The following is a 17,060-nucleotide window of genomic DNA, read 5'->3' on the forward strand; positions in this document are numbered from 1 at the left end:
GTCGGCCCACGCCGAATCTCACCGGCCTCCTGAAGACCTCACCAGCATGACCGACGACAACGATGCCATCCAGCCCGCCAGCGACGATCAGTTCCAGGAACGCATCCTATCGACCTCCGGCGGCATGGTGGGGGTCTGCGCCACCCTGATCGGCCTGGTGAAGGTGGTGGAGACCACCCGGGCGCTGAGCCATGTGGACCAGTACGCCGGCTGCAACGCGGTGCTGTTCGCCTTCAGCGCGCTCTTCGCCTACCTGGCCATCCGCACGCCGCGCCTGTCCAGGTCCCGCCGTCTGTTCGCCACCGTCGCCGACCTGTTGTTCGTCATCGGACTGGTGATCCTGGCCGGTATCGCCCTGACCTTCGCCTACGATCTGATCTAGACCGCGCGGCTGAAGAACAGCGCGAACTCGCCCTCCGCCGGCGTGCCGTCATAGAGGGTGAGATCGAGCCCGCTCAGCGAGAACCCCAGGGCCTGATAGGCCGCCACGCCGGGCGGGTTCCGGTTGCTGGTCTCCAGCCAGATATGGCGGGCGTCCCGCGCCATCGCCGCCGCCAGCACCGCCTCCATCAAGGCTCGGCCAAGGCCCTGCCCCCGCCGGCTCGCGTCCACATAGAAGTGCCAGAGCACCAGCCGCCGGTTCCAGGCCTGGAAGCCCACGGCGGCGAACCCGACGATCTGCGCGTCATCCACCGCCACCCAGGCGGTGGTCCAGGGGCGCTCGGGATCGTCCACGTCGTCGAGGGGAAAGCGCTTGGTCACCGTCTGAGGGATGCTACGCAGAACGATTCCATGCGGCCCGGCGCTGGCCGCCAAGACGTTGGTGGTCTGCACCGAGGTGTCGAGCGCCGCGATCCCGGCCGCGTCATCCGGCAGCAGCGCAGGGCGGATCTGGATCACGGCTTTTCGAGCCGGGCCACCAGGCTGGAGGTGTCCCAGCGCCGTCCGCCCATCTCCTGAACCTCGCCATAGAAGCCGTCGATCAGCGCCGTGGCGTCCAGCTTCGCGCCGTTGGAGCCGGCCTCATCCAGCACCAGGCCCAGATCCTTGCGCATCCAGTCGACGGCGAAGCCGAAGTCGAACTTGCCCTCCGCCATCGTCTTCCAGCGATTGTCCATCTGCCAGGACTGGGCCGCGCCCTTGGAGATGGCCTCATAGACCTCCAGGGGATCGAGGCCCGCGCGCTTGGCGAAGTGCATGCCCTCGGCCAGGCCCTGGACCAGGCCGGCGATGGCGATCTGGTTGACCATCTTGGTGAGCTGGCCCGCGCCGGGGCCACCCATCAGCCGCACCGCCTTGGCGAAGGCCATGATCACCGGCTCGGCCCGCCCATAGGCTGCGGGAACCCCGCCGCACATGACGGTGAGCTGACCGTTCTCGGCGCCCGCTTGGCCACCGGACACCGGGGCGTCGACGAAGGCGCGGCCGCCCCCCGCCGCCAGATCGGCCATCTCGCGGGCGACCTTGGCGGAGGTGGTGGTGTGGTCGACGATGATCCCGCCCGCCGTCATGGCCGGCAGGGCCTGGGACACGACGCCGCGGACGTCGTCATCATTGCCGACACAGAGGAAGACGATCTCGGCGTCCTGAGCGGCCGCGGCGACGGTCGCCTCCGCGCGGCCGCCATGGGTCTGAACCCAGGCCTGCGCCTTCTCCGGACTACGGTTGAACACCGCCACCTCGTGGCCAGCCTTGGCCAGGTGCCCCGCCATCGGGAAGCCCATGACGCCCAAGCCCACGAATGCGACCTTCATGCCCAAATCCTTCTGAACAAACTCAACACCATCTTAACGAGCCCCGCCGCACCTTGCGCTGGAATCAGCGTTAACCGGATTGGAATCATGGCTGTCGGCGAAGCCCCTATCCTGATCAAGAAAATCAAGAAGGGCGGCGGTCACGCGCACCATGGTGGCGCGTGGAAGGTGGCCTACGCGGACTTCGTGACCGCGATGATGGCCTTCTTCCTGCTGATGTGGCTGATCAACACCACAAGCCCGGAACAGAAGCGCGGCATCGCCGACTACTTCGCCCCGGCCAGCGTGTCGGAGACCACCTCCGGCTCCGGCGGCATCCTGGCCGGCACGGCGCTGGGTGAGGACGGCGCCAAGGGCGCGGGCTCCATGGCGATCATTGAGGAGATGTCGCCGGAATCGAAGAACCCAAACGACGGCAAGGCCACCGACGCGGCCAAGGCCATCGACGCCGAGGCGTCCAGCGAGGCTATGAAGGAGGCGCTGGAGAAGCGCGAGGAGGCCGCCTTCCAGTCAGCCGCCCAGTCCCTGCGCCAGTCGCTGCAGGACATGCCGGAACTGGCCGAGCTTTCGAAGAACATCATCATCGACCAGACGCCCGAGGGCATGCGCATCCAGTTGGTGGACCAGGAGGGCCGCTCGCTGTTCAACGAGGGTCAGGTCCAACCCAACGACCGCGCCAAGCTGCTGCTGCGGGCCGTGGCCAAGATCGTCAACCAGCTGCCCAACCGCATCAGCATCTCGGGCCACACCTCGGCCAGCATGAACGGCCGCAAGGCCGACACCGACTGGTCGCTGTCCTCCAACCGCGCCGACGCCTCGCGCCGTATCCTGCAAAGCTCCGGCGTCGATGCGGACCGCATCTACCAGGTCTCGGGCAAGGCCAATTCCGAACCGCTGTATCCGGACGATCCGACCCTGCCCGGCAATCGGCGCATCGCCATCGTGCTGCTGCGGGAAGCCCCGGTGCTGCCGCCGGATCACGGGCTCTAGGCTGTGACTCTCGGAACACTTGCGCAACCCACCGGCATGACGCCTAATCGGGTCAGGCGCAGTGGTTCGAGAGCGATCGCAAGTCCGTGACGCAACATTTTCCGACCCGACAACTCAGGTTCTTCCTGACGGCGCCGAGCCCCTGTCCCTATCTGCCGGAACGTCATGAGCGGAAGGTCTTCGCCCACCTGCCCCTATCGGACGGCGCCACGGTCAACGACTCGCTGACCCAGGTCGGCTTCCGCCGCTCCCAGAACATCGCCTACCGCCCCGCCTGCGAGGCCTGCTCGGCCTGCGTGTCGGCCCGGATCCCGACGGCCGATTACGTCTTCTCGCGCTCGGAGCGAAAGACCCTGGCCCGCAACGACGACATCGAACGTCACCTGGTGGAGGCCGAGGCCACCATGGAGCAGTTCGACCTGCTTCGCCGCTACCTGCTGACCCGCCACGCCGACGGCGGCATGGCGGAGATGACCTGGCCCGACTACGTCGCCATGGTCGAGGACACCGCGGTCCGCACCCACATCATCGAATACCGGATGCGCTCCAAGGACGGCGGCCCCGGCGACCTGATCGCCTGCGCCCTCGTCGACCTGATGAGCGACGGCCTGTCCCTAGTCTACAGCTTCTACGACCCGACCCTGGCCCGCCGCAGCCTGGGCTCCTTCGTGATCCTGGACCACGTGGTCCAGGCCGGCCTCACCGACATGCCGTATGTCTATCTGGGCTACTGGGTCCGCGGCTCGGAAAAGATGGACTACAAGGTCCGCTTTTCCCCCATCGAACTGCTGCGCCCCGAGGGCTGGTCCCTGATGTCGGCGCGAGATCGGACCGTCGACAAGGCCTAGCCGCCGCGCAACGCCGACCCCGTCGCGTTCCACGGTCACGAAGCATTATCCCGGGCCGTCGGCAGCCACAGCCCGGGACAATCTGGCCCGCGGCTAGAACTCCGCCGAGATCGTGAACTGGATGGTCCGGCGCGGCCCGGGTCGGAAGCTGGCTGGGGTGTTGGTCGTGGTGGTGACCGTGCCCAGGTAATCCTCGTCCAGGATGTTGTCGACGTTCACCCGCGCCTTGATCTGCTCGAACGGCCCGGCCCCAAACCCGTCGCCCAGGTCCAGATAGGCGTTGTAGATGGTGTAGCCATCGGTCTCCTCGCTGTTCACGAAGTTGGTGAAACGCGAGCTGATATGGCGGGCCGAGAGGTTGAACACCGCCCCCTCGACCGGCTCGAAGGTGACGCCGCCGGTCCACAGCCATTCGGGGAAGTCGGGCACCCGCTTTCCGGCGATGGCGAAGGTGGCGAAGTTGTCCTGGAACTCGGCGATATTGTAGCTGAGGTTGGAGTTGAAATAGACCTTCCCGCCTAGGAACTCCGGCTTCCACTGGCCGCTGAACTCGGCCCCGTGCGCCTTCACCGCCCCGACGTTCTGGTAGAAGGTCTCCGTCGTCGTCGAGCCCGGCACCACGGCGGCGAAGGGCTGCAGGCGGTTCTCGAAGCTGGTCTCATAGGCCACGATCGAGGCGTTGAAGCTGGGCCGGTTGGCACGGTAACCGATCTCCCAGTTGGTCGAGGTCTCCGCCTCCGGTCCGGGCGCCAGCGGGCTGGCGGCCGAGAAGATGTCGTCGGCCCCGCGCGGCAGGGCCATGTTCTCAGAGTAGGACGCGAAGACCTGATCGCGGCCGTTAACGTCGTACACCGCGCCGACCTGCGGCAGGAAGCTGTCCTCCCAGGTCTTGGAGATGGAGGGGCGGCGGCTGCCGATGAAGTCGCCGATATTGCGGTAGCCGGCGATATTGTAGTCGACGCTCAGGCTCTTGAAGCCCAGGTCGATCTTCAGGTGGTCGTCGAAGAGGCCGATGGTGTCCTTCAGGAAGAACTCCACGGTGTCACGGGTGGAGACGTAGTTGCGCTGCAGGTGGACCGGCTGGTTCAGCAGGGCCGCGCCGTCGGGGCTGCCGCCCACCTGATTATAGCGCTGCTGGGTGCGGTGATACTCGTCGTTCTCCACCCAGACCCCGCCTGAGATGTCGTGATTGGCGAGGCTCCAGGTCAGCTTGCCCGTCGCCCCCTTGCGGGTGCCGTCCACGGTCGAGAGCCCGTATTGCAGGCCTAGCGGTGCGAACAGGCCCGGAATGATCAGCCGCTCATTGTTGTAGTTGGTGAGCGAGGTGGCATAGGCCTCCGGCGAGACGCCGTAGCCCTCCTTGGACTCGTAATAGGCGCCGACCGTCAGCTTCAGGGCTTCGCCGATGGGGGTGTCGTAGGTCAGGCCATAGAGGTGGTCCTGCCGGCTGTTGATGGCCTGCTTGTAGTACTGGTTGTAGGCGCTGTTGGAGTAGGTGATGCCCGGCGTGGTCACCGGCAGAACCGGCACATAGCCCAGATAGGCGAAGCTGCGCCCCGAACGGCCGAACAGGTCCCCCGCCTTCCCGGCGTACTGCGCCTTGGTGATCGACGGGGAGTCATAGTCAAAATAGTCGTTGTGGACGGTCTGGAAGGTGATCGCGCCGTCGCCGATCTCGTAGCGCAGTTTGGCCTCGTAGTGCTTGCGGTCGATGTCGCCGGGGCCACGCCACAGGTCGCCGTGGATCCAGGAGCCGCTGACATAGCCCGATAGGCCGGCATGCTCGCCCAGGTCGATGCGGGCGAAGGTTCGGCGCAGGTTGTCGCTGCCCAGGCTCTGGCTCAGCAAGCCGCCGAATTCCTTGTCCGGAACCTGGGTCAGGTAGCTGACGATGGGGCCAAGCGAGGCGTAGCTGGGCAGGCCGACGTCCCCCGACCCGGCCGAGGCGGTGACGCGCAGCAGGTTCTCGTTGTCGACATAGCGATAGATCGGGCTGCCGCCGAACTGGTCGCTGCGGCCCATGGGAATGTTGTCCAACAGGAAGCCGATCTGCTGGAAGTTGAAGGCCCGCACCGAGACCGAGTTGCCGAACTCGTACATGCCCAGCGCGTCATTGGCCTGGACGTTGAAGCCCGGCAGGGACTCCAGCATCTTCAGGCCGGTCACCCCGGCGGGGGCCGACAACAGCGCCTCGCGGGTGATGGAGACCGTGGCCGTGGCCTGGTCCGTGCCGATGGCCACAGAGGCCTCCGACACCCGGCTGCCGGTCACAACCAGCTCCTCCACCGTTCCAGAGGCCTGGGCCAGGGCCCAGGTCGGCGCGCTCAAGACCGCCGCAACGGCCGCGCCAGACAACAGCGCCGAGCGGCGCAAATTCAGAATGTTCATCGAGCTATCCCCAGCTCACCGTTCTTGGTGTGGGGAGAGGCTGGCCCAGGGTCCACGGACGAAATAGCGACAAATGGTCAAGCTGGGTATTTCACTGGGCAATAGCTGGATCGGCGCACAGACCAGCACCGGTTTGCCCGCCTCGCGGCGCCCCGCTGTCAACAGGCGCAGACTTTTGATCCCCAGATGAGGCCCGGCCCTTCATCGACCGCAGCGCCTGGGGTTGGTAAACCCCGACCCGTGACCGCGCCCTCCCGAAGAGCCGCATAGTGCGACAACTACGCCTGAGCCTCAGGCGACCCGTCTCCTATGCGCGCCGCGAGTTCAGCCATGGCCCCTCGAACGCTCAGGCCATAGCGGCCCTGGACGCCTGGCCCGCCTGGCATGGCGGCTGCCTGGTGCTGGTGGGCGACGAGGGATCAGGAAAGACTCACTTGGCCCAGGGTTGGGCGGCCCAGGCCCGCGCCCTCGTGCTGGATCGTGGCGCCAATGACATCGCCGCGGCCAACGGCCGTCCGGTTCTGGTGGAGGATGTCGACCAGGGGATCGACGCCGAGACCCTGTTCCATCTGATCAACATGGCCGGCCATGACGGCGGCAGCCTGCTGCTCACCGCCCGGCTGGCGCCCACCGCCTGGCCTGCCGAACTGCCGGACCTGCGCTCGCGCCTCAACGCCCTGCCCGTCGCCGTCATCGAAGAGCCCGACGACCAGGTTCTGGAAGGCGTGCTGAGAAAATTCTTCCGTGAGCGGAGCATTCGCCCGCCGAAGGAGGTTTTCCCCTATCTGCTGCGGCGAATGGAAAGGTCGATCCCGGCGGCGCGTGAAATCGTGAGGAAGCTGGATGAGGCCGCCGACGAGGAACAGCGGCCCATTTCCCGCGCGCTCGCGCGACAGATTATTGAAGATGATACGGACAATCTTGACCTTTTTGATGGATGACTTGAAGCCTCAAGTCGGTTGGATCAGAACAGGTCCGATCTCCAGCCTGAAGAGTGTCGATCCATGACCTATGCCGCGCCCCTGCGATCCGACGGTGTCGAAATCGGGCGCGACCCCCTCAGCCTGGACGCCGATCTGCTGAATTCCCCGGCCCGGTTCTTCAACCGCGAGCTCTCCTGGCTGGCCTTCAACGAGCGGGTGCTGGGGGAGAGCCAGAACGCCCGCCACCCATTGCTGGAACGCCTGCGCTTCCTGTCCATCTCGGCCAACAACCTCGACGAATTCTACATGGTCCGCGTGGCCGGCCTGAAGGCCCAGGTCCGCGAAGGCGTCCGCGTCGTCAGCCAGGACGGATTGACCCCGGCCGAGCAGCTGGAGCGGGTCAACTCCGAAGCCGCCGACCTGATGGCGGGCCAGCAGACCCGCTGGCGCGAGCTCTGTGAGGAACTCACCGGCGAGGGCCTGCACGTCATCGGACCGCAACAGGTCACCGCCGCCGAGAAGGCCGCCCTGGAAGAGACCTTCGTCAGCCGCCTGTTCCCGGTGCTGACCCCGCTGGCCATCGACCCGGCCCACCCCTTCCCGTTCATCCCGAACCTGGCCTTTTGCCTGGCGCTGAAGCTGCGCCGGCAGTCGGATGGCCGTCTGCTCTACGCCCTGGTCCCGATCCCCGCCCAAGTCGCCCGGTTCTGGCAACTGCCCGCCGTCCCGTCGCGTCGGCGCAAGCCCGAACGGCGGTTCATCTCGCTGGAGAACATGGTCTCCCTGTTCCTCGACCACCTGTTCCCAGACTGCGAGACCGAGGCCCAGGGCGTCTTCCGCCTGATCCGCGACAGCGACATCGAGATCGAGGAAGAGGCCGAGGACCTGATGCGCGAGTTCGAGGCGCGCCTGAAGCAGCGCCGCCTGGGCTCAGTCGTGCGCGTCGAGATCGAACAGGCCATGCCCCAGGATCTGCGAGCCTTCATCGTCACCAACCTGCACGCCCAGCAGGACGATATCCTGATGATCGACGGCCTGCTCGGCCTCGACGAACTGAACCAGTTGATCCAGCCTGACCGCCCCGACCTGAAGTTCAAGGCCTTTGAGCCGCGTTTCCCCGAGCGTATCCGCGACCACGCCGGCGACTGCTTCGCCGCCATCCGCGAGAAGGACATCCTGGTCCACCATCCCTTCGAGAGCTTCGACGTGGTGGTGCAGTTCCTGCGTCAGGCGGCCCGCGACCCCAACGTCCTGGCCATCAAGCAGACCCTCTACCGGACCTCGTCGGACAGCCCCATCGTGGCCGCCCTCATCGAGGCCGCCGAGAACGGCAAGAACGTCACCGCCCTGGTGGAGATCAAGGCCCGCTTCGACGAAGAGGCCAACCTGAAATGGGCGCGCGACCTGGAGCGCGCCGGGGTCCACGTCGTCTTCGGCTTCGTGGAATACAAGACCCACGCCAAGCTCTCGATGGTGGTCCGCAAGGAAGGCGACAACCTGCGCACCTACTGCCACTTCGGCACCGGCAACTACCACCCGGTCACGGCGCGCATCTATACCGACCTGTCGCTGTTCACCACCGACCCGGCGCTCGGCCGCGACAGCGCCCGGCTGTTCAACTACATCACCGGCTACGCCACCCCCGACCGGCTGGAGAAGCTCTCCTTCTCGCCCATCACCATGAAGCACGACCTGCTGACCCTGATCGGCCGCGAGGTCGCGAACGCCCGGGCCGGCAAACCCGCCGCCATATGGTGCAAGCTCAACTCCATCGTCGATCCGGTGCTGATCGACGCTCTTTATGAGGCCAGCCAGGCCGGGGTCTCCATCGACCTGGTGGTGCGCGGCATCTGCTGCCTGCGGCCGGGCGTGGCGGGCCTGTCGGAGAACATCCGGGTCAAGTCCATCGTCGGCCGCTTCCTGGAACACTCCCGCATCGTGGCCTTCGCCAACGGGGCGGCCATGCCCTCGGCCGAGACCCGGGTCTTCATTTCCTCGGCTGACTGGATGCCGCGCAACCTGGACCGCCGGGTGGAATGCCTGACGCCGGTGGAAAACCCCACGGTGCACCAGCAGGTGCTGCAGCAGATCATGGTCGCCAACCTGAAGGACGAAGCGCAAAGCTGGACGCTGGACGCCGAGGGCCGCTATACCCGCGATCCGTCGTGGGACCACCCGGGCGCCTTCTCCGCGCACGAGTACTTCATGACCAATCCCAGCCTGTCAGGCCGAGGGCAGAAGGTGAAGGACATGCCGCGCGCGATCGATCATGTGGCCACGCACGGATAGTTCACCCGGTCGCCAGGCCGCCGTCATCGACCTGGGTTCGAACTCCGTCCGTCTGGTGATCTACCGGCTGGAAGGCCGGGCGATCTGGACGGTCTTCAACGAAAAGGCCCTGGCCGGCCTTGGCCGTGACCTGCCCACCACGGGCCGCCTGTCTCCCGACGGCATAGAGACCGCGATGGCGGCCATGCGCCGGTTCCGCGCCGTGCTGGATGGCCTGAACGCGTCGGAAATCATGGTGGTGGCCACCGCCGCGGCCCGCGACGCCGTCGATGGCCGGCACTTCCTGGACCGCGTCCAGGAGGAGACGGGCCTGCGGGTCCGCATCCTCTCCGGCGAGGAAGAGGCCCGCTACGCCGCCCTTGGCGTGATCGCCGGCCAGCCCGACGCCCACGGCGTGGTGGGCGACCTCGGCGGCTCCAGCCTGGAGCTCATCCGCCTGGAGAATGGCCAGTCCGGCGACGGGATCACCCTGCCGCTCGGGCCCTTTTCCCTGGGCGCGCCACGGCCCTTGGACGTGGACAAGACCCGCAAGCGCGTCGACGCCGCCCTGGCCCTGCTGGGCCAGCGCTTCGCCACCCCTCAGTTTCAGGCGGTAGGCGGCGCCTGGCGCAACCTCGCCCTGCTGCACATGATCATGGCCGACTATCCCCTGCGGGTGGCCCACCAGTATGAGATGACCCGCGCCGACGCCCAGGATGTCGCCCGCTTTGTCAGCCGCCAGTCCCGCGGCTCCCTGGAACGCATTCAGGGCCTGTCGAAGAAGCGGTTCGACACCCTGCCCTATTCGGCCCTGGTGCTGGACGCCCTGATCGAGCGCATGGGGGTCGAGAAGGTGGTGATCTCGGCCTATGGCCTGCGCGAGGGCTTGCTACTGGAGGCCATGTCGCCCGAGGAACGCGCTCGCGACCCCTTGATCGAGGGCTGCGAGGCCCTGACCGCCGTCCGTGGCCTGTCCCACGACCTGGGCCTGGCCCTGGAGACCTGGCTGACCCGGGCTTTCGCCCAGCTGCCGCCGGTGTTCGGCGAGCGGGATCCCATCCTCGCCGCCGCGGCCTGCCGCCTGGCCGACCTCGGCGCACGCCTGCACCCCGATCACCGCGCGGACCTCGCCTTCGACCAGGTGCTGCGCGCGCCCATCGCCGGCATGACCCATGCCGAGCGGGCCTTCCTGGCCTGCGTCGCCTTCGCCCGCCATTCCAGCGCCCCCACGACACCGGAGCCCGACACCATCGCCAAGGTGCTGTCCCCCGAACGCCGCCAGCGGGCCCGCGCCCTGGGCGCAGCGGTGCGCCTGGGCTGCGACCTCTCTGGCCGCAACGCCACCCTGCTGTCCCACGCCCGCCTGGTGATCGACGGAGGTCGCCTGAGCCTCATCGCTGAGCCTGCCTGGCGCGACATGCTGCTGGGCGAACAGACCGCCAAACGCGCCGCCACGCTCGCCCAGGCGCTGAAACTCAAACTCGAAATGGCCTGACCATGCAGCTCCTGCTCTCCGCCGCCGCCTATGAGCGCGTGAAGACCCGCATCGCCCCCTTCGTCGGCGACCTGGACATCATCACCCTGGCGGGGCCCGAGAGCTTCCAGCGGGGCGGTCAGGACATCAGTCCCGACGAGGTCGATCCCGAGATCGTCTGGACCACGCTGGACGCCTATGGCGGCGGCCTGCTGCCGACCCTGATGGGGCGAATCCTCAAGGGCTCGAAGACCCAGTGGATGCAGACCTTCAACGCCGGCATCGACGCGCCGATCTTCAAGTCGGTGATGGCCAAGGGCGTGCGGCTGTCCAAGAGCAACGCCCAGGCCGTGGCCATCGCCGAATACGTCCTGTCCCACGCGCTCGCCCTCATCGCCCCCATCGCCGCCCAGCGGGATCTGCAGGCGAAGAAGGAATGGAAGTCGACGCCATATCGCGAGGTCAGCCAGACCCGCTGGACCCTGGTGGGCGCCGGCGCCATCGGCACGGAGATCGCGCGACGCGCCAAGGCCTTCGGCGTGCACCTGACTGTCGTGCGCCATAGCGACAAGCCGGCCGAGATGGCCGACGCCACGATCACCATGGCCGGCCTGCCCCAGGTCCTGCCGGAGAGCGATGTCGTGGTCCTGGCCTGCGCCCTCAATGACGACACCCGCGACATGGCCAATGACGCCTTCTTCGCCGCCATGAAGCCCGGCTCGATCCTGATCAATATAGGCCGCGGCGGTCTTGTGGACGAGGAGGCCCTCAAGCGCGGCCTGGACGCCGGCAAGCCCGGCTACGCCGTGCTGGACGTCTTCCAGGTGGAGCCCCTGCCCGCCGACAACTGGATGTGGGAGCACCCCAAGGTGCGGATCAGCGCCCACACCTCCAACTCGGGCCAGGGCACCCCGGCGCGCGGCGATCAGTTGTTCGTCGACAACCTGAAGCGCTTCTTGTCCGGCGAGCCGCTGATCAACGAGGCCTCCCCCGCCGAGGTGGGACTCTAGGGGAGCGCCCATAGCAAGAGGGCGACACGTCGGTTGCCCGACATGCCGCCCTCTCATCCAGATCCCTTGCGGGAGCTGCGCCTCCAAGGTCGGTCGTCGCGTCGCTTTGCAGGTCGCCCTGCGCCGCTTCCCTTCGACCGGTCCGGACTGGTCGCTGTCGGGTCGCCCCGTCAGCCCCTTGCCTGGAACCTCCTGCCCGCCTGGCGATCCGGTTTCCCGGGTCCCCCGCGCCGCAGTCCCTCTCGGCCTCATGACGGTGTGCCCATCCCGCAGATCCGGCAAGCGTCGTTTCCGCAGGCTCGGTGGGCAGTCGGTGCATAAGCGGTGGGGGATTTGTGGAACGCGATCAGCAAGCCGCGACGCCGCAAGGCGTACGAACAATCCACCGTTTCTTGAAGATCAGGCCTCGACGACCTGCTTGCCGACCGGGGCCAGCGAGATCACCGCCAGCTTGACGTGCTGCAGGGCGAAGGGGATGCCGATGATGGTGATCGCAAGGCCGAAGGCCAGCACCAGGTGATGCAGGGCCAGGTACCAGCCGCCCAGAACAAACCAAACCACGTTCATTACAAAGCCAAGCGGCCCAGTGCCCAGATCCTCGCGTCCGCTGTGCAGGTCGCGCGCCACCACCTGCCGCCCGAAGGGCCAGGCGCTGAACCCGGCGATCCGAAAGGCGGCGAAGGCCCAGGGCAGGCCCACGATGGTGATCGCCAGCAGCACGCCCGACAGCATCCACAGCAGGGCCGAGACGAACCCGCCCAGCACGAACCAGAGGATGTTGAGGATCAGGCGCAGCATTATTCCGCCGCGTTGGCCTTGGGCGCGCGTCGCACCTCGACCACCCGCACCCGGGTTCCGTCCAGCACCAGGGCCAGTTCGCCGCGCTTCAGCTTCAGGGCGTCCTCGCCGAACGCCTCGCGGCGCCAGCCGACGAGGGCCGGGGTCTTGGCGTTGTCGTCATTGGCGATCTGTTCCAGATCCGAGACCGTGGCGATCAGCTTCGACGCCACGCCGGAGTCTTCGGCCCGCGCCTTCAGCAACACCTTCAGCAACTCCACCACGGCGCCGGCGGCCGGCGAGGCGGAAACCTTGCTGCGCTCGATCACCGGGGCGTAGGCGTCCGGGTCCTTCAAGGCTTCCTTGATGGCGTCCAGCAGGTCCGGGCCGAAGCGTGAGCCGGAAAATCCCTTGGGCACCGACCTCATCCGGTCGATGGCGCCGGCGTCCGTCGGCGCCTGGGTCGCCAGTTCGTCGATGGCCTCGTCCTTCAGGATGCGACCACGCGGCTGGTCGCGCTGCTGGGCGGTGCGCTCGCGCCAGGCGGCGACGGCCTTGTAGACGGCGAGGTATTTCGAGGTATGCCGGCGCGGCTTCAGCCGCTTCCAGGCGTTCTCCGGCTCCACGTCGTAGATGGCGGGATCGCAGAGGTTCTGCATCTCGTCGTGCACCCAGGCCAGCCGGCCTTCTTTTTCCAGCCGCGCCTTGAGCATCGGATACAGCGCCGCAAGGTGGGTCACGTCGGCCAGGGCATAGGTCAGCTGGGCCTCGGAAAGCGGCCTCCGGGCCCAGTCAGTGAAGCGGCTGGACTTGTCCAACTCGATCTTCAGCATCTGCCGGACTAGGGCGTCATATGCGATCTGCTCGCCATAGCCCGCCGCCATCCCAGCCACTTGCGTGTCGAAAAGAGGCTTGGGCATCGCCTTGAGATTATTGAAAATTTCAACATCCTGACGGGCCGCGTGGAACACCTTCTCGATGCTCTCATCGCGAAGGATCTCCAGGAACGGTTCCAGGTCCAGGCCCTCGGCCAGGGGATCGATAACGCACTCGGCGTTGGGGGCGGCGGCCTGGATCAGACAGAGCTTGGGCCAGTAGGTCGTCTCGCGCATGAACTCGGTGTCCACGGCGACGAAAGGCTGGCCTTTGATTTTGTCACAGTACGCCGCCAGTTCGGCGGTGGTTGTAATCGGCGTCATCAATTAGCTATAGCCCCGCGCACGCCCGAGTCTGCAACCCCGGTGGCGAATTTCTTGAGGCCTATTTCTTCATGACCGATCTTCCGAACGGCCTCACCTATGCCCAAGCTGGCGTTGACATCGACGCGGGTAACGCCCTGATCGAGGCCATCAAGCCCCTGGCCAAGGCCACCCGCCGCCCCGGCGCGGACGCCGCCCTGGGCGGATTCGGGGCCCTGTTCGACCTGAAGGCCGCCGGTTATGCCGATCCCCTGCTGGTCTCCACCACCGATGGCGTGGGCACCAAGCTCAAGGTGGCCATCGACACCGGCATGCACGACACCGTCGGCATCGACCTGGTGGCCATGTGCGTCAACGACCTGCTGGCCCAGGGGGCCGAGCCCCTGCTGTTCCTGGACTATTTCGCTACCGGCAAGCTGAACGTCGCCGAAGCCACCCGCGTGGTAAGCGGCATCGCCGAGGGCTGCCGCCAGGCCGGCGCGGCTCTGGTAGGCGGCGAGACCGCCGAAATGCCCGGCATGTACGGCGAGGGCGACTATGACCTGGCCGGCTTCTCCGTCGGCGCCGTCGAGCGTGGCGCGGTGCTGCCGCGGCTGGACGACCAGCAGGCCGGCGACCTGGTGATCGGCCTCTCCTCCAGCGGCCCGCACTCCAACGGCTATTCAATGGTCCGCCGCATCGTCGAGCGGTCCGGCCTGGCCTGGGACGCCCCGGCCCCCTTCGCGCAGGGCCAGACCTTGGCGGAGGCGCTGATGGCCCCCACCCGCATCTACATCAAGAGCGTCCTGCCGCAGATCAAGGCCGGCCTCATCAAGGGCTGCGCCCACATCACCGGCGGCGGCCTGATCGAGAACCCACCCCGCGCCGTGGCGCCGGGGCTGGAAGCAAAGTTCGACTGGAATGCCTGGCCCCTGCCCCCGGTCTTCGCCTGGATGCAGCAGGTCGGCGGGGTGTCGGACCACGAACTGCGCCGCACCTTCAACTGCGGCGTCGGCCTGATCCTGATCGTGAGCCCCGGCGATGCGCCCGCCGTGCTGGAGGGCCTGCTGGCGGCCGGCGAGGACGCCTTCGTCTGTGGCGAGCTGGCCGCGGCCTAGGCGCCTCCATCTGGCCACACAACTGTCGGGTTAACGACAAGTTACGGGAAATAAAGGATCTTTTTCGGAACCCATCCTCGTCCCTGGGTCTTACCCCTACCAGGAATTGAGGATGTGATGACCCGCGAACAACAGATCGACCAGGAGGCGCGTGACCTCTGGCAGGCCCTGAAGGGCGGCTTGCCGCCCGCCGGTCTGCGCGGGTCGGCTTTGATTGACGCCCTGATCAGCGGGGCTGACCTCGCCAGCTACGAACGCCTGCACTCGCCCTTCTTGCGCGACAGCCAGATCCATCGCCCGGGCGCCCGCTAGACCCCCCGGAAGCTCGGCGTCCGCTTCTGGTTGAAAGACGCCACACCCTCCCGCCGATCTTCGGTGGTGAAGAGATGGTTGTAGGCCTCCAACTCCAGCGCCATGGCCTCGTCCAGCGGCAGCACGGCTCCGCCCCGCACCACCCGTTTCAAGGCCCGCACCGACAACGGCGCCTTCGACGCGATCAGGGCCGCGCGCTCCAGCACCTTGGGCAGAAGCTCCTCGGGTGCGCACACCCGGTTGACGATCCCCACCGCCAGAGCCTCGGCCGCATCGACGGGCGCACCGCTCATCAGCAATTCCGCCGCCCGCCGTTCGCCCACCGCCCGGGTCAGCAGCTGGGTGCCGCCCAGGCCCGGGATGATCCCCAGCCCGGCCTCCGGGAGCCCCATCCGCGCCGTCTCCGAGGCCCAGGCGAAGTCGCAGGCCAGCGCCATCTCCGCCCCGCCGCCCATGGCTGCGCCATTGACCGCCGCGATCACCGGGAAGGGACAGGCCAGCTGTGCGCGGATCATGTCCTCAAACAGCCTGTGCTGCGCGCCCCAGGCCGCATCGGTCATGCCGTCGCGCTCCTTGAGGTCCGCGCCGGCGCAGAAGAACCGTCCCGCCCCGGTCAGCACCACGGCGCGCACCTGCTCGTCACCTATGATCCGCATCCACAGGGCCAGCAGTTCGCGGCCCATGGCGGTGTTCAGCGAATTGGCCGCCTCGGGCCGCGACAGGGTGACCACCAGCAGGCCTGGGGCTGTCTCCTCAACGGCGATGGTCTGGTTCATTTGCCCTCCGGTCCGGCGACGATCTTCGCGTCATGCAGCCGGGCGATCTCGCCGCTCGACATGCGCAAAACCTCGGCCAGCACCTCGTCGGTATGCTGACCGAGCTTCGGCGCCGGCTTCACGTCGCCGCGCGCGTCCTGTGGAATCGTGGCCATGGCCCCTGGCGCCGGATAGCTCAGCCCGCTGGGGTGAGCCACATCCTGGAACACCGGATTGGCCTTAAAGAGGCGCGGGTCCTCCAGCGCCGCCTCCAGGGTCTGGTAGGCGCCCCAGGTCACCCCGCCGGCATCGAAGGCGGGCGTCAGCTCGGCGGCCGTCTTCGCGGCGAAGGCCCGCTCGAACAGCGGATAGAGTTTGGCCCTGTGGGTGAACCTCAGCCCCTCGTCGGTCGCGAAGGACACCCCCAGCTCGGCCTCGACGGCGGCGGCCTCGGCCACGATGCCCAGGGTCTCCAGCGCCTTGCTCCACTGCTTGGGCGTGATGGCCAGCAGCATCAGCTTCTGGCCGTCCTTCGTCGTGAAGTCGCGGCCGAACGCGCCATAGATGTCGTTGCCCATCCGCGGCCGCTGATGGCCGGCCAGCATTGTCTCGGCGGTGAAGCCAAGATTGGCCATGGTGGCGGCCCCGATGTCCGACAACGGCGCGCGAATCTCGCGGCCGCCCTGCCCGCGCATCCGGGCCAGCAGGGCTGAGACCAGGGAGAAGGCGCAATAGGCCCCGGTCAGCAGGTCCCAGGCCGCCAGCACGTGGTTCACGGGCCGCTCGTCCCCCACCGGCCCGGTCATCAGCGGCAGGCCCAGCGCCGAGTTGATGGTGTAGTCCATGCCCTGAGACCCGTCGGCCCAGCCCATCACCCGCACGCAGATCAGGTCCGAGCGGAGCGCACTCAGCTTTTCGTAAGACAGGAAACCGTCCACCGGGAAGTTGGTGACGAACAGCCCGCCATCGTCGCCCGGCGCGGCCGCCAGCCGCTGGGCCAGTTCGCGGCCCTCGGGTCGGGCCAGGTCCAAGGCGACCGACAGCTTGCCCTTGTTCAGCCCCTCCCAGTAGAGGCTGTCGCCCCCCTCGGAGAGCGGCCAACGGCGGAAATCGGGCCCGCCGCCGATATTGTCGAAGCGGATCACCTGCGCGCCCATCTGGGCCAGGTACAGCCCGCAGGTCGGCCCCGCCACGAAGGCCGAGCCCTCCACCACCCGCAGGCCCTTCAGCAGATCGTACATGCTCTACCGCTCGTCCCGGCGAAG

Annotated in this window: 16 protein-coding genes; 9 read left to right on the forward strand and 7 right to left on the reverse strand. The window is 67.4% G+C overall.

Annotation, left to right across the window (positions count from 1 at the left end; all coding sequences use genetic code 11):
• Nucleotides 1-46: 46 nt before the first annotated feature.
• Nucleotides 47-382 carry a hypothetical protein gene (locus JKL49_RS11960; protein WP_215340828.1) on the forward strand — a complete coding sequence of 112 codons (336 nt, stop codon included), beginning with the start codon at nucleotides 47-49 and terminating at the stop codon, nucleotides 380-382.
• Here the strand turns inward: JKL49_RS11960 and JKL49_RS11965 are convergent.
• Together JKL49_RS11965 and JKL49_RS11970 are read right to left on the reverse strand one after the other, a co-directional pair.
• Nucleotides 379-900, reverse strand: coding sequence for a GNAT family N-acetyltransferase (locus JKL49_RS11965; protein ID WP_215340829.1), 522 nt, complete (start codon nucleotides 898-900; stop codon nucleotides 379-381). The genes JKL49_RS11960 and JKL49_RS11965 overlap by 4 nt on opposite strands.
• Entirely contained in the window at nucleotides 897-1,754 is an 858-nt protein-coding gene (locus JKL49_RS11970; protein ID WP_215340830.1) for an NAD(P)-dependent oxidoreductase, read from the reverse strand. Before JKL49_RS11970 ends, JKL49_RS11965 begins: the two co-directional genes overlap by 4 nt.
• Nucleotides 1,755-1,841: 87 nt before the next feature.
• Between JKL49_RS11970 and JKL49_RS11975 the strand changes: the two genes are divergently transcribed.
• Nucleotides 1,842-2,744, forward strand: coding sequence for a flagellar motor protein MotB (locus tag JKL49_RS11975; protein WP_215340831.1), 903 nt, complete (start codon nucleotides 1,842-1,844; stop codon nucleotides 2,742-2,744).
• A gap of 86 nt (nucleotides 2,745-2,830) precedes the next feature.
• Nucleotides 2,831-3,592, forward strand: a complete 762-nt coding sequence (locus JKL49_RS11980; protein WP_215340832.1) for an arginyltransferase — start codon at nucleotides 2,831-2,833, stop codon at nucleotides 3,590-3,592.
• A gap of 93 nt (nucleotides 3,593-3,685) precedes the next feature.
• Here JKL49_RS11980 and JKL49_RS11985 read toward each other — a convergent pair whose 3' ends face one another.
• The gene (locus tag JKL49_RS11985; protein WP_215340833.1) at nucleotides 3,686-5,980 is read right to left on the reverse strand and encodes a TonB-dependent receptor; all 2,295 of its coding nucleotides are present in this window, start codon (nucleotides 5,978-5,980) and stop codon (nucleotides 3,686-3,688) included.
• A gap of 269 nt (nucleotides 5,981-6,249) precedes the next feature.
• Here JKL49_RS11985 and JKL49_RS11990 point away from each other — a divergent pair, with 269 nt between their 5' ends.
• From JKL49_RS11990 to JKL49_RS12005, 4 genes are all read left to right on the forward strand, one after another.
• Nucleotides 6,250-6,921 carry a P-loop NTPase family protein gene (locus JKL49_RS11990; RefSeq protein ID WP_347340377.1) on the forward strand — a complete coding sequence of 224 codons (672 nt, stop codon included), beginning with the start codon at nucleotides 6,250-6,252 and terminating at the stop codon, nucleotides 6,919-6,921.
• A gap of 63 nt (nucleotides 6,922-6,984) precedes the next feature.
• Nucleotides 6,985-9,192, forward strand: coding sequence for an RNA degradosome polyphosphate kinase (locus JKL49_RS11995; protein ID WP_215340834.1), 2,208 nt, complete (start codon nucleotides 6,985-6,987; stop codon nucleotides 9,190-9,192).
• Nucleotides 9,173-10,666, forward strand: coding sequence for a Ppx/GppA phosphatase family protein (locus tag JKL49_RS12000; RefSeq protein WP_215340835.1), 1,494 nt, complete (start codon nucleotides 9,173-9,175; stop codon nucleotides 10,664-10,666). Before JKL49_RS11995 ends, JKL49_RS12000 begins: the two co-directional genes overlap by 20 nt.
• 2 nt (nucleotides 10,667-10,668) lie before the next feature.
• Nucleotides 10,669-11,655: an NAD(P)-dependent oxidoreductase gene (locus JKL49_RS12005; protein WP_215340836.1), complete on the forward strand. Its 987-nt coding sequence runs from the start codon at nucleotides 10,669-10,671 to the stop codon at nucleotides 11,653-11,655.
• Between the two features lie 399 nt (nucleotides 11,656-12,054).
• Here the strand turns inward: JKL49_RS12005 and JKL49_RS12010 are convergent, their stop codons facing one another.
• Nucleotides 12,055-12,453 (reverse strand): YccF domain-containing protein, encoded by a 399-nt coding sequence (locus tag JKL49_RS12010; protein WP_215340837.1) that lies wholly within the window; start codon nucleotides 12,451-12,453, stop codon nucleotides 12,055-12,057.
• Entirely contained in the window at nucleotides 12,453-13,631 is a 1,179-nt protein-coding gene (gene rnd, locus JKL49_RS12015; RefSeq protein ID WP_215340838.1) for a ribonuclease D, read from the reverse strand. Before rnd ends, JKL49_RS12010 begins: the two co-directional genes overlap by 1 nt.
• Before the next feature lie 71 nt (nucleotides 13,632-13,702).
• Between rnd and purM the strand changes: the two genes are divergently transcribed.
• Together purM and JKL49_RS12025 are read left to right on the forward strand one after the other, a co-directional pair.
• The gene (purM, locus tag JKL49_RS12020; protein ID WP_215340839.1) at nucleotides 13,703-14,728 is read left to right on the forward strand and encodes a phosphoribosylformylglycinamidine cyclo-ligase; all 1,026 of its coding nucleotides are present in this window, start codon (nucleotides 13,703-13,705) and stop codon (nucleotides 14,726-14,728) included.
• Nucleotides 14,729-14,845: 117 nt separating this feature from the next.
• Complete coding sequence (locus JKL49_RS12025; RefSeq protein ID WP_215340840.1) at nucleotides 14,846-15,040, forward strand: hypothetical protein; 195 nt, start codon at nucleotides 14,846-14,848, stop codon at nucleotides 15,038-15,040.
• On the opposite strand, the gene JKL49_RS12030 is transcribed toward JKL49_RS12025, so the two are convergent.
• Both JKL49_RS12030 and JKL49_RS12035 read right to left on the reverse strand, forming a co-directional pair.
• A complete protein-coding gene (locus JKL49_RS12030; RefSeq protein ID WP_215340841.1) occupies nucleotides 15,037-15,816 on the reverse strand; it encodes an enoyl-CoA hydratase/isomerase family protein in 780 nt (259 codons plus the stop codon). The genes JKL49_RS12025 and JKL49_RS12030 overlap by 4 nt on opposite strands.
• On the reverse strand, nucleotides 15,813-17,036 hold the full coding sequence (locus JKL49_RS12035; protein WP_215340842.1) for a CoA transferase: 1,224 nt from the start codon (nucleotides 17,034-17,036) through the stop codon (nucleotides 15,813-15,815). The genes JKL49_RS12030 and JKL49_RS12035 overlap by 4 nt, the downstream gene beginning before the upstream one ends.
• Nucleotides 17,037-17,060 lie beyond the last annotated feature (24 nt).

The organism is Phenylobacterium glaciei (assembly GCF_016772415.1).
Taxonomy (GTDB): Bacteria; Pseudomonadota; Alphaproteobacteria; order Caulobacterales; family Caulobacteraceae; genus Phenylobacterium; species Phenylobacterium glaciei.

Coding starts and splice junctions, on each gene's coding strand:
- JKL49_RS11960 (WP_215340828.1), top strand. CDS start 47: ATGACCGACGACAACGATGCCATCCAGCCCGCCAGCGACGATCAGTTC.
- JKL49_RS11970 (WP_215340830.1), bottom strand. CDS start 1,754: ATGAAGGTCGCATTCGTGGGCTTGGGCGTCATGGGCTTCCCGATGGCG.
- JKL49_RS11975 (WP_215340831.1), top strand. CDS start 1,842: ATGGCTGTCGGCGAAGCCCCTATCCTGATCAAGAAAATCAAGAAGGGC.
- JKL49_RS11985 (WP_215340833.1), bottom strand. CDS start 5,980: ATGAACATTCTGAATTTGCGCCGCTCGGCGCTGTTGTCTGGCGCGGCC.
- JKL49_RS11995 (WP_215340834.1), top strand. CDS start 6,985: ATGACCTATGCCGCGCCCCTGCGATCCGACGGTGTCGAAATCGGGCGC.
- JKL49_RS12000 (WP_215340835.1), top strand. CDS start 9,173: ATGTGGCCACGCACGGATAGTTCACCCGGTCGCCAGGCCGCCGTCATC.
- JKL49_RS12005 (WP_215340836.1), top strand. CDS start 10,669: ATGCAGCTCCTGCTCTCCGCCGCCGCCTATGAGCGCGTGAAGACCCGC.
- JKL49_RS12010 (WP_215340837.1), bottom strand. CDS start 12,453: ATGCTGCGCCTGATCCTCAACATCCTCTGGTTCGTGCTGGGCGGGTTC.
- rnd (WP_215340838.1), bottom strand. CDS start 13,631: ATGACGCCGATTACAACCACCGCCGAACTGGCGGCGTACTGTGACAAA.
- purM (WP_215340839.1), top strand. CDS start 13,703: ATGACCGATCTTCCGAACGGCCTCACCTATGCCCAAGCTGGCGTTGAC.
- JKL49_RS12025 (WP_215340840.1), top strand. CDS start 14,846: ATGACCCGCGAACAACAGATCGACCAGGAGGCGCGTGACCTCTGGCAG.
- JKL49_RS12030 (WP_215340841.1), bottom strand. CDS start 15,816: ATGAACCAGACCATCGCCGTTGAGGAGACAGCCCCAGGCCTGCTGGTG.
- JKL49_RS12035 (WP_215340842.1), bottom strand. CDS start 17,036: ATGTACGATCTGCTGAAGGGCCTGCGGGTGGTGGAGGGCTCGGCCTTC.